The 12,386-nt window shown below is 58.5% G+C and carries 7 protein-coding genes, 1 tRNA gene and 1 pseudogene; all 9 read right to left on the bottom strand.

Features of this window, described 5'->3' with window-relative positions; genetic code table 11:
- Positions 1-140: 140 nt before the first annotated feature.
- Positions 141-674 carry a GNAT family N-acetyltransferase gene (locus AB3X95_RS32380; protein ID WP_026227959.1) on the bottom strand — a complete coding sequence of 178 codons (534 nt, stop codon included), beginning with the start codon at positions 672-674 and terminating at the stop codon, positions 141-143.
- Positions 675-766: 92 nt separating this feature from the next.
- Complete coding sequence (gene map / locus AB3X95_RS32375; RefSeq protein WP_176121179.1) at positions 767-1,552, bottom strand: type I methionyl aminopeptidase; 786 nt, start codon at positions 1,550-1,552, stop codon at positions 767-769.
- Between the two features lie 489 nt (positions 1,553-2,041).
- Positions 2,042-3,637, bottom strand: coding sequence for a hypothetical protein (locus AB3X95_RS32370; protein ID WP_176367026.1), 1,596 nt, complete (start codon positions 3,635-3,637; stop codon positions 2,042-2,044).
- Positions 3,638-4,378: 741 nt separating this feature from the next.
- Positions 4,379-4,469 (bottom strand) — tRNA-Ser (locus tag AB3X95_RS32365).
- Between the two features lie 196 nt (positions 4,470-4,665).
- Positions 4,666-5,961: a serine--tRNA ligase gene (gene serS, locus AB3X95_RS32360; protein ID WP_176121177.1), complete on the bottom strand. Its 1,296-nt coding sequence runs from the start codon at positions 5,959-5,961 to the stop codon at positions 4,666-4,668.
- Positions 5,962-6,025: 64 nt separating this feature from the next.
- Positions 6,026-6,931: pseudogene (locus tag AB3X95_RS32355) on the bottom strand (replication-associated recombination protein A); the annotation flags it as partial.
- Between the two features lie 129 nt (positions 6,932-7,060).
- Complete coding sequence (locus AB3X95_RS32350; protein ID WP_368623435.1) at positions 7,061-8,362, bottom strand: replication-associated recombination protein A; 1,302 nt, start codon at positions 8,360-8,362, stop codon at positions 7,061-7,063.
- 42 nt (positions 8,363-8,404) lie between these two features.
- Positions 8,405-9,055 carry a gamma-mobile-trio protein GmtX gene (gene gmtX / locus AB3X95_RS32345; RefSeq protein ID WP_368623434.1) on the bottom strand — a complete coding sequence of 217 codons (651 nt, stop codon included), beginning with the start codon at positions 9,053-9,055 and terminating at the stop codon, positions 8,405-8,407.
- A gap of 7 nt (positions 9,056-9,062) precedes the next feature.
- Positions 9,063-12,323 carry a VPA1269 family protein gene (locus AB3X95_RS32340; protein ID WP_368623433.1) on the bottom strand — a complete coding sequence of 1,087 codons (3,261 nt, stop codon included), beginning with the start codon at positions 12,321-12,323 and terminating at the stop codon, positions 9,063-9,065.
- Between the last annotated feature and the right edge of the window lie 63 nt (positions 12,324-12,386).

The raw sequence follows: 12,386 nt of genomic DNA, 5'->3' as shown, positions 1-12,386 counted from the left end.
GGTGCTCGCGCGCGTGGGCGCGACGCGTGTCGTCGACGCTATCGACGCGCGACGGCGCGCAAGAAAAATGCTGGCGGGAAAAAGACCGTGATGAACGGACGGCGAAGACGAGCGGCGCGCGCAACGTGCCGCTCGGGTGATCACTGTTGAAGCACCTGCGAGGTAGTCGGCACGTGCCGCACCAGCAGACTTTCGACCTGCTCGGGCGCGCGCTCGACGCGCCGGTGCTCGCCGGTCGGGCCAAAGCCGAGCGCCTCGTAGAAGCGCATCGCGTTGCGGTTCGTGTCGGCGACCCACGCGTAGATTTCCGTGGCGCCCGCATTCGCGAGCCAGCTGCTCGCGGTGTCGACGAGCAGTTCGCCGCCGCGCAGATGACGCACGGCCGGCGCCACCCACAATTCGCAGACGAACGCGCGGCGCGCCGCGGTGTCGTCGAAATGCGCCTCGACGAGGCCGGCCGGATGGCCCTCGGTGTAGAGCAGGAAGGTGCCGACGGACTGCGAAACCGCGTGATTCGCCGCGGTCGCGTCGAAACTGGCGGCATCGGCCGACAACGCATCCTCGAGCGTTGCGCCGAACGCATATGGCGCCTCCCGCAGCGAGGCGGTGCGGAGTTCGCGAAAAACGGCGCCCTGATCAGCAGTGATGCGGCGAACGGTCAATGACGGACTCATGCAGACGAAAACCCCTGGAAACCCTAACGCGTAGCTTTAACCGAACCGGCCGGCGAGTCAAATTTATTATTGACCAGAATATGCGATCCCGCTCACGGTGCGTCGTAGTCGCCGGTGCCGTCCGGCCACGGCGTCAGCAGTTCATAGCCGTCGTCGGTCACGGCGACCATGTGTTCCCATTGCGCCGACAGCGAGCGGTCCTTCGTGATCACGGTCCAGCCGTCGCGCTGCACCGACGTGCCGGCGCGGCCCGCGTTGATCATCGGCTCGATCGTGAAGACCATGCCCGGCTTCAGGCGAACGCCCTGCCCCGGCTGGCCGTAGTGCAGCACCTGCGGGTCCTCGTGATAGATCTTGCCGATGCCGTGCCCGCAGTAGTCGCGCACGATCGAGAAGCCCTCGCGCTGCGCAACCTTCTGGATCGCGTGGCCGACGTCGCCGAGCGTCGCGCCCGGTTTCACCTCGCGGATGCCGGCCACCATCGCCTCGTAGGTCGTGTCGATCAGCGCACGCGCGACCGTGCTCGGCTGGCCGACGCAGTACATGCGGCTGGTGTCGCCGAAATAACCGTCCTTGATGATCGCGACATCGATGTTGATGATGTCGCCGTCCTTCAGGATCTCGCCGCGATTCGGAATGCCGTGGCACACGACATGGTTGACCGACGTGCAGACGGTTTTCGGAAAGCCCAGATAGCCGACGTTGGCCGGAATCGCCTTCTGCGTATGGACGATGTAGTCGTTGCACAGCGCGTCGAGGTCGTCGGTCGAGACGCCTGCCTTGACGTGCTCGCCGATCATTGCCAGCACATCGGCCGCGAGGCGGCCTGAAATGCGCAGCTTCGCGATATCGTCGGGAGTCTTGTAGGTAATGGCCATGAATTCAGTCGATGTGAGTCGCGGGTCCAAACGCGAGATGACCCGCCGCGCCCGAAAGCCCGGCGGCCCGCAACCGCCGCTCGATGGGCGATTTCGGGCAATTGTACAGAGGATCGCGGAGGGACCCCGGGCAAACCGGCTGAAAAGATGCTCGGAAGGCGGCGGCGCTAAGGGGGGGCGATGCCGGGGCACGCGCCCGAATCGGGGTGACCCGTTCGTGCGTGGTCGGCTTGCCCGGCTTCCGCGTTCACATGGACTTGCGGCGAGAAGGCTCGAACGTTCATCGAGCCATGCAACGCCCATCGTTCAGTTTCCCGAACTAAATTGCGGGTCCGCTCGGCTTCGCGGTCGTCGCCGGGCGCGTTGACGGAGGTAATGGAGGGGGTTCGAGTCGCATGAGACACCCGCCCCCTCGCCTCGATACGCTGAGACAAGGGTTTGGGCGCGATTCTGACTGACTGCAGGGCTGCTTGCGTCGAGATCCGCGGCTTAGTTGTCGGGATTAGCTGCGGTGAAACTTTGGAACGCACTGTACGCCGGGTTCAACGGCGTGCCGCCTTTCATGATGCCGAACGTCTGGTCGCCGCTGTCGAGCACGTAATACATGACGCCCTGGATATTGTGCGTCTTGCGATTCTGATAGAACTCGCCGAGCCTCGTCGTGATGTAGTTCCCACGATAGGTCTCGTCCCGTTCCGGTCCGGTGTTCCACTCGGTGATGAGGAACGGCACGCCGTAACGGGCCTTGCAATAGGTCGGCAGATCGAAGCCAGGTTGGGCGCCGTCCGCACCGAGCGAGAACACGTCGCCATACACCTCGTAGTTGTGCCACGTGGTGATATCCCAGCGCACGGTCGGGTGGCCGCCGCTACCATCGGGCTGCATACCTTCCCACAGCGCGTCCGCTGCGCCCACATCGTTCACGCAGAAGTTGATGCCGCATTTCGCGTTGGACTGAACCGACTTCACGCCGTCGATCATGCCGCGCATCACGCCGCGCATCGCCGGCCAGTTCGCGTTGTTGAAGTCCGACGCCTTCGTGCCCGCACTCGTGAAGTCCAATACGGTGGCGTTCGTGCGCGTCAACTCGTTGCCGCATTCGTATATGGTCACGCCATACGGCTTCAGTGCGTTCGCGATGCCTTGGGCGACCGAGTAACCCTGGTTGTAAGCGGCACTCTCGTTGGCGAACACGTTGCCATTGGAGTCGTAGACGCCCTGATTGATCAGCACGACCAACGTCATGCCCGCCGACTGGAAAGCCTGCGCAAGCCCGATCAGTGCGTTCAGCTGGTTCGAAGTGTTGGTGCAGCCCACGCGATAGCTGGTGCAGCCCATGCCCTTCAGGATCGACACGACCTGTTGAGGCGTGTAGGTGTAGTCGAAGTGGCCGTTCATGCCGTAGAACATGCCCGCGGCCGGTGCGATCGCGGTGCGCGGATCGCTACATGGCAGCCAATGACCGGCGGTCTCGTTGTTTACGTAGAACTGGCCACCCGTGCCGCAATGCCAGACCTTGCCGCCGTACCACAACAGCAGCGAGACGTTGTACGTGTTGCCTACGGGCGCCCCATTGCAGAGAATGACACCGTTGTTCACCGTCCAGATGTTGTTGGATTTGTCGATGATGTACGACGAACCGGGGATCGTGGTGCCATCAGCCGAGGTGCCACCGAGGCGCGGGTCGATGCAACCTTTCCAGCCCGAGCCCGTCCATTGGTAGAACTGACCACCCGTGCCCTCGTGATAGATCACGCCGGCGTAAAACAGGACCATCTGCACGTTGTAGGTGTTGCTTGCCGGCGAACCGTTGCAGTAGACCGAGCCACCTACACCTCCGGACAGCGTCCAGACGTTGCCGGAGTTGTCCGTGATGGACGAGGCGGGCGGAATGGAGACACTGTTCGGATCGCTCGTCTTTGCGACGGCCGTTTTCGAAGCCGCGGTACCGGAAGCGCCGGATGCAGCGGCAGCGGCGGCAGTCTTGTCGTCCGAGGTGCCGGATCCACCGCCACCACATGCGGCCAAAAGATAACTTGCGCTCAGGGCCGTGAGACCCCCAATGAATTGACGTCGTTTTATCATCGCAGAGTAATTCCAAATGTCGGGAAAATTCCCGATAAAAAGACCAAAGGTGAATTCGCTGTGATTCGGACGGACAATGCATAAGGATTCGATGCAAATGAATTTGCATTCCTTAAAAACATTTGTCCTGAGGTGCCGTGGAACGCACGTCTGTGATGTCCGATTGAACCGATGCTCGCGAAGAGGCTCCTCGCGGTGGTCCAGATTGACAATGTTGGTGCGCGTCGGTCCGCAAACGTTTGCCTTGCGAACCTTTTACCGATTACTGCCGCAACTCTTGTCTTACAGGAAAATTATTCCCGTAAAAGCTGCTGACGGCGTAAATCGTACCCTGAACGAATGACCGAGCCCAACCAAAAATCGTATTTATTTGTAAAAAAGGCAGATCTTGCGGAGATGTGTTGGGTCCGCGAAGATTCGCACTTTAAGAAGTCGATCGGGGGGCGGGTCGCCCGCGAATTTTCTTACTTCGACCCCTTATAGCGCGCGACGGCCATGTCCCGAATATGACCGCGCATATGAATGCGGAGACAGCGCAGCAGGTATCGCTTAAGGTATTTGTATGGAAAATCGGAATGAAAAAGACCCACGAGCAACGAATAGCTCATGTACAAAAAATTGAAACAATGAATTTCGCCAATAGAAATGATGCTTGAACAACATCGGATTGCCTTGGCAAAACAATTCGAAAACCCAAAACAAAAAACCCCTTGATCGGTGAGATCAAGGGGTTTCAGAATTTGGCGGAAAGGGTGGGATTCGAACCCACGGTACGGGGAAACCGTACGCCTGATTTCGAGTCAGGTACATTCGACCACTCTGCCACCTTTCCGGGTATTCCAACTGCTGCTGCCTCGTCGGATCCAAGCGGGCCGTTGCTTGGGAGAAAAAGATTATAAAACAGCTCGAATCAGTTTTCCAAGCCCCTCGACGAAAAAACTTCTAAATTTTTTTCGAGAGGCTTGGGTGCCGGCAGCGGCACCGTCAGACACGCGACGATACCGCGCCTGCACGCATGCCAGCGACGCTCAGGCCGCCGGCACTTCCAGCCGCTCCACGCCGCCGAGGTACGGCCGCAATGCCGTGGGCACCGTCACCGAGCCATCGGCGTTCTGGAAGTTCTCGAGCACCGCGACGAGCGTGCGGCCCACCGCGAGACCCGAGCCGTTCAGCGTATGCACAAGCTCCGGCTTGCCCTGCGCGTTGCGGAAACGCGCCTGCATGCGTCGCGCCTGGAACGACTCGGTATTCGAGCAGCTCGAAATCTCACGATAGGTGTTCTGCGCGGGCAGCCATACTTCGAGGTCATAGGTCTTCGCTGCGGAGAAACCCATGTCGCCGGTGCACAGCGTGATCACGCGATACGGCAGTTCGAGCTTCTGCAGAATCGCCTCGGCATGGCCGACCATCTGCTCGAGCGCGTCGTACGATGCGTCAGGAGCGACGACCTGCACCATCTCGACCTTGTCGAACTGATGCTGGCGGATCATGCCGCGCGTGTCGCGGCCGTACGAGCCCGCCTCCGAGCGGAAGCACGGCGAGTGCGCAGTCAACTTGATCGGCAGTGCGTCCGCTTCGACGATGCTCTCACGCACCGTGTTGGTCAGCGAAATTTCCGAGGTCGAGATCAGATACTGGGTGACCGTGCTTTCACCGCCGCCCTTCTCGACGCGGAACATATCGTCCGCGAACTTCGGCAGCTGGCCGGTGCCGTACAGGATGTCCGGATTCACGATGTACGGCGTGTATATCTCGGTATAGCCGTGTTGCTGCGTGTGCGTGTCGATCATGAACTGTGCGAGCGCGCGATGCAGCCGCGCAATCTGGCCGCGCAGCATCGTGAAGCGCGCGCCCGACAGCTTCGCGCCGGTCTCGAAGTCGAGGCCAAGCGGCGTGCCGACGTCCACGTGATCCTTGACTTCGAAGTCGAACTGTCGGGGCGTGCCCCAGCGGCGCACTTCGACGTTATGGGCTTCGTCGTTGCCGACCGGCACGCTTTCGTGCGCGAGATTCGGCACGCCGAGCAGCAGATCAGACAGACGCTTCTGGATGTCTTCGAGCTTGACCGCCGACGCCTTCATCTCGTCGCCGATGCCGCTCACTTCGGCCATTACCGCCGACGTATCTTCGCCACGCCCTTTCATCGCGCCGATCTGCTTCGACAGGCTGTTGCGGCGCGCCTGCAGTTCTTCGGTACGGGTCTGGGTATCGCGGCGTTCCGCTTCGAGCGCGGTGAAGGCCGCGACGTCGAGGGTATAGCCGCGGTCGGCGAGGCGTTTGGCGACGCCGTCGAGGTCTTTGCGCAGCAACTGGATGTCGAGCATGGGATGGGACGGATGTTCGTTGTATGAAACCGCGATTTTAGCGCACCGGCCAAGGCGAAACGCCTCAAGCCTTCTTTGGCTTGTTCTCGGCGCGCCACCGCGCATCGAGCTCGCCAAGCCGCGCGAGCTTTTCGCCGATCTTGCCTTCGAGTCCACGCGGCGTTGGCTCGTACCAATGCGGCTCGCGCATGCCGTCCGGAAGATAGGTCTCGCCGGCCGCGTACGCATCGGGTTCGTCGTGCGCATAGCGATAGTCGTGGCCGTAGCCGAGTTCCTTCATCAGCTTCGTCGGCGCGTTGCGCAGATGCACCGGTACCGCGCGCGACTGGTCCTTGCCGACGAAACGCCGCGCCTCGTTGTACGCGTTGTATCCGGCATTCGATTTCGGCGCGACCGCCAGATAGATGATCGCCTGCGCGAGCGCGAGTTCGCCTTCGGGCGAGCCGAGACGCTCGTAGGTTTCGGCGGCGTCGAGCGTGATGCGCGCGGCGCGTGGGTCCGCGAGGCCGATGTCTTCCCACGCCATACGCACGATGCGACGCGCCAGATAGCGCGGGTCGGCGCCGCCGTCGAGCATGCGGCAGAACCAGTACAGCGCGCCGTCTGGGTTGCTGCCGCGCACCGATTTATGCAGCGCGCTGATCTGGTCGTAGAATGCGTCGCCGCCCTTGTCGAAGCGGCGCAGATTTTCCGCGAGCGCGCTGCCCAATAACGCGCCGTCGATTTCGGTGGTCTTCTGCTGCGCGGCCGCGCGCGCGACGATCTCGAGGTTGTTCAACAGCTTGCGGCCGTCGCCGTCGGCGGAGCCGATCAGCGCGGCGCGCGCTTCGTCGGTGAACGCGAGGCCGCCGAGTTCTTTTTGCGCGCGCTCGAGCAACTCGCGCTGTTCGTCGTCTGTCAGGCTCTTCAGCACGTAGACGGCGGCGCGCGACAATAGCGCGCTGTTGACCTCGAACGATGGATTCTCGGTCGGAGTTGACCCATAGATATACATAGTTCAAACAGCCTCTTGCAACTCTGGGGCTCGCAGCCAACGAAATGTGCGCAAAAAGTATGCATCGGCAACATCATACATAGTTCGGTGCGTAGTCTGCGCGAGTTACTCGGCTTCGTCGTCTAACGCCCTCAGGCGATTGAGCTTTTCGCCAATTTTTATCTCCAGACCGCGGGCAACGGGTTGGTACCAGTCTGGGCGCTGGGGAAGCTGGTCAGGAAAATAAGTCTCACCAGCCGCATACGCGTCGGGCTCGTCGTGAGCATATCTATAGCCCTTGTGATACCCCAACTCTTCCATCAGTTTCGTTGGGGCGTTACGTAGGTGCATGGGGACCGGGCGCGAACCGTCGGCCTTCACGAACGCCCGTGCCTGATTCCACGCCACGTACGCCGCGTTGGACTTCGCAGCAATGGCGATATATGTCGCGGCCTGTGCAAGGGCTAGGTCCCCTTCGGGGGAGCCAAGCCTTTCATAGGCTTCCGCCGCATTGATAGCAATTTGTAAGGCCTTGGGGTCGGCATTTCCAACCTCCTCACTAGCCATTCTGATTAACCGGCGCGCAATGTACCGGGCGTCCGCTCCCCCGTCTAACATCCGCGCCAGCCAATAGAGGGCGGCATCCGGGTTTGACCCTCTTATCGATTTATGCAGCGCAGAGATTTGGTCGTAAAACTCGTCACCGCCCTTGTCGAATCGACGCAGTGAGGGGCTCGTCGCCGAGCCAACGAACTTCAAATCGACAACCGATTTCTCTGCCCCCGATGCCGCAGTTGAGACCTGTTCTAGCAGGTTCAGGAATCGGCGGGCATCGCCGTCCGCAAAACCGCCAAGAGCCTTTATGGCCTCTTCGTCAATCACCACACCGCCTAGATACGGAAGTGCTCTTTGGTAAAGTTGTTGAAAATCGGCTTCGTCCAACGGCTGTAAAACGTACACCTGCGCCCTAGACAATAGTGCGCTGTTGACTTCAAAGGAGGGGTTCTCGGTCGTGCTGCCCACCAGAAGCAACAAACCGCTCTCGATGTGCGGCAGCAGTGCGTCTTGCTGCGCCTTGTTAAACCGATGAATTTCATCGACAAACAGAACCGTCGACCTGCCGCGCGTATCAAGAGAATGTTGCGCCGCATCAATTGCCGCTCTGATTTCCTTGACGCCCGCAAGCACCGCCGAGATGCTCACAAACTCACTGTCGTTGACGCTTGCAGCTAATCGCCCCAATGTCGTCTTGCCAACACCGGGCGGGCCCCACAATATGAAGGAATGCAGCTTTTTCGCGTTGAACGCGAGTCGGAGCGGCTTGCCTTCACCAAGAAGGTGACGTTGACCGACCACGTCATCGATAGTTTGGGGACGGAGCTTTTCCGCCAGTGGTTGCGAGGGTTGCCTCGAAAACAAATCGCTCATTCATCAGCTACCAGGAACGGTCAGCTGACGCCCCGTACGGCTTCAGCTGTCTAAAATTTTTCGGATTGCACTCGTGAATCCGGCCTCGAACAATCGTCGGCCGGCCGCGTTCAATATCTCGCCGCGGCGGCCCTCCGACCACCCTTCGCCAGCCAAAAACTCCTGCGAAATGGCCCGTGAAAGCGCTTCGCGCTCTGAAGGAGTAAGGGTGTCCGTGGGTCCGCTCCCGTTCTTGTTTATCGGAGCGGCGGCCCTCTCGACGCCCCCTATCGGCGTGATGTCCAGATAAGTAACAGACTTTAGCATGTTGAGTTCGGCACGAAGCTTGTCTCGCTCAATCAGAGCCCCCTGAACTAGCCCGCGGGCGGCCAGGTCAGGAATACGCCGAAGCAATGCGGAATGAACACCATCTTCCCGCTTTATTTTTTTGTCACTTCCCACATCTGAAAGCTCCCTCCAACCATCAATCAGGATTCGATAGTCCTCAGAAGCTGCGTTGTACAGAGCCCTCGCCTTGATACCTCCAGCAACTTCCCACAGTCGGCCTATTGTCGACAAAGAAAAATCCCCGTTCCCACTTAATTGGGCCGCACAGAGTGCATTGAGTGTCCGTAGGTTCTTTTCTTTCTGACGCCGCTTACAGCTTTTTAGCAACGTCTCCAGGAGCTCGGTCGGCTCTTTCTTATCTCGCATGAGTGCCTCAGTCGCCCTTGGTCACTTGCAACTTAGGAGACAAAAGCCCCTTGCGCACGGAGTGACCTGCAATTCGCTTCACGTCCAGTCCGCTTGCATTGCTAATCGATTCTCCCATATCTATCAGGCTTATCACCTGGCGAGCTCCAAGAGCAGGGTTCGCCGGGTTGAATTGCGCTGACAGCTCGGCCATGAAAGCGTTACCCGCGAGGAGTTGCTCTTCCTCATTCAGCCGCAAAAACATCGGAGCATGGCCCTCTCGCGCAAGAGCCAAATCAAGTAGTTGGCTACGTCGCAGGACTGCTTTCCCGGGTTGCAAATCTGGGAAGTGCGCTACCGACTCACATACAACTGAAAGTTGCATAAGTTCAGCCTCACATTCCTCGAACACTACCTTGAAATCAGAAGGTGAACCGCGTGCAATGAGTGCCCCGGCGGAGTCTTTCTCCGTGGCCAGTTCAAAACATCGCTGGATGAACCAATTGCAGCTCTCCGCATCTTCTGCTAAATCACTAAACCGCTGCATAGCACTCTCGAAACGCCGCTCTGCATCCTTAAGCTCAGTCCAGCGAGCGAATTCTCGCCCAGACAATTCAGCGTCAGCCCGTTCGCCGCGCAGCAGTCCTACCAGCCTATCCTCCTTGATACATTCGTTTTGCGATTCGTTGAAGTTATAGAGGATGACGTTCATGTGCGCGACGAGCGCAGGAAGATAGTGCGCCTTTGAAACAAACCATCGGCAGCGAATGCAGTTCCTCGCCCCTCCTGGGACTGGACCGAACTTAGGATTCTGCTCACTGCCCAAGTTCCTCCCACCGTTGTAACAGCCTCCAATATTCTTGTTACCAACCAACGGTGTCGTGTTACCCCCAACCAGGCAAAGTCCATGATGCATGGGCATCCACCCAGCCGCGTTGCGCGCACTCGGATGCTCTGCCAGAGCTAGACCGATGGAATCGGGACTACGAAAAATCGCCTCCCTCTCTATGATTCTGAAATCTGTTGTTTTCAGAAATTCGACAATGCTCGCAGCCTTTGTGGCATCTAGCCTCGTAACCGCCTCCTTGATTTCGCCAACCGTTCTAGTGATGTCAGGATTCACGTAGTACAAAAGCATCGGGAGCCTGCTATGGCCTGAAGCTTTCTGCAAGATTGGGAACGGAACCTTTCCGTCGATGGCTAGCGCGGTTATCAGCGATACCCGCAACGAGTGCAACGGAAATGCCGTGGTTGTAATGCTGTCCGGGTCGACCAAAATGATTGGTGAGCCATCGGCGAGACGCTCACCCCTATCAACCAATCGCTTTTCGAACACACTTAATAGCTGATACCATGGAACCTCCAACGTCGCTCTAGCTAGCGGAAGATGACTAAACTCCTCTCCATTTTCTGGACATCGAAAGAGGAAACTGGCGTCCAGGTAGCCAGCAAGCTGCTCAGCAGATTTTGCGTTGATGTGAGTACTATCAAGTTCCGTCCAAGGAGTAAGCCGACTAATAGAGTTGTACTTCTCTTGCCAATCTCTAAGTTTGGTTAGCCAGTATATGGGGTTTGAGTGCAACGGGGCATTCAGCGGCCATGGAAAGTCGTATCCCTTTTCTTCTTTCGACTTCTCTTCATCGGCTGTCTTATTGGTCGTGATATATACGACACAAGCTTCTTTCAGATTCGGCCCATCAACCGCCGTCGAGCGCCGAACGACTGCTTGTCGACGAGGCTTGCGAGGCGTTCCTTGAGCAAGCGCTCCTCGATTTAGCGTGAAGGCTACGCCATCCTCTGAGAGCTCGAATCGCCATGTGTCGGCCTCGCCCGAATCAAGAAGGCGAACTTGAGTCGTGCGCAGAGGAAGCTGAAGCTTGATGAGCAAAGCCACCCAACGCACGGGTGACCACATCTCGATTACTTGACCTCGTGCCGTCACGCGCTTCCTCCAAACGCAATCTGGGTCATCCAAATCGATGTCGGATTCAGTGACTTCGAACCACTCCGGGCCCGGCCTCCCGGGCATGCCGACATCACTACCCAATGCAGTCGTCGCAAACTTCCAATCACGGAAGTTCGCTCCCTCTGCAATCATCTTCCTCAACTCATCGATATAGCCATAGGGAAGCGGTGCGCGGACGGAATTTAGAGGCGTGGCAGAGCGGGCGTGTTTTAGCTTAAACGGATTATGGAACATGGGATTCGGTACCGGACGGTCATAGTCGTCCGGAATGCTATATTCCACGTCAACTATCCATTGAACGAAACCCACAATGTGGTTGTTTACTACCGACTTGTATTTGGCGCCGACCTCCCTCCCGAAGGCACTGTCCAACGGCGGTAAGGCTGTAGTTCGCAAGAGAAGCGAGTCCGGCGAAATGCTTAGGCCTCGTTTTTCAACTACGCCAGACAGATAGTCCTGGAAAAAAATTTTTAAGGATTTGAGCCGCCCGTTAATGTTGTCGGATACTTCTGCTATCCATCTCTCTGCCCACGCTCGCCATTGCTCAAGCTGCGGCAAGGTCGCCGAGACCCAACGCAACTGTTGGTCCCAGCTCTTCGCTCTTCCGGTTGGCTGACGGCGCAGCGAGACGCCAGCTTTCTTCACCCAATGTCGAACAAAGTCCGTAGTAACCTCAAGCCGCGCGGCGGCCTCAGCAACCCCCACCTCCTTAGCCAACGCTACTGCCTGCGCGCGCAGCGCTTCAGGATATGTACGTCGGGACTTGCCTTCCCTATCCGACTTCGACGCCGTCGCTGTGACGTCTTCTTCGGCGCGAGTGGCATTCGTCTTCCTCATGTGGTACATCACGGTTTCGTAGGCAATTCCAAGCTCGTGAGCAACGGCTACTGGCGGCTCGCCGTGCTCGATACGCCTCAACGCAAGCTGCAATTTGGCTCGTCGGCTTTCCTTCTCTTCCGCCGACAAGACGTTCACGAAAATCGGGTCACCTGGCGGAAACTTACCTGTCTTTCTGAGACGCCCCAACAGGTTTTCGATGGAAGTTCTGGAAAGATTTACAGATTTCGCGATGTCAACAATGCGCTCGCCCGCACGGAACCGGTCGACGGCGTCGTCGAATTTGCGTTTCAGTTCCTCTCTCTCGGTTTGGGTACGTTGGTTTCCATGAACTTTCCGTGTACTCGTGTATCCGTCCCGACGTCTAAACACAGTCAGCGCTGACCGGAGAGAACTTTCAGAGATACCAAGGTCCGCGGCAACATCGCGCGCACGCTCTCCCGCCTCAACTCTCGCGATGGCCTCGCGCTTCAACTCTTCCGACATCGGTCGCACATCTCGTCTACCTTCGGGTTCACTTTGACCCACGGCGGACCTTGCTCTACTCAT

This window comes from Paraburkholderia sp. BR13444, assembly GCF_040948755.1.
Classification (GTDB): domain Bacteria; phylum Pseudomonadota; class Gammaproteobacteria; order Burkholderiales; family Burkholderiaceae; genus Paraburkholderia; species Paraburkholderia youngii.
Note: the sequence above shows the minus strand (reverse complement) of the source record. Positions and strands in the feature narration are given on the sequence as shown.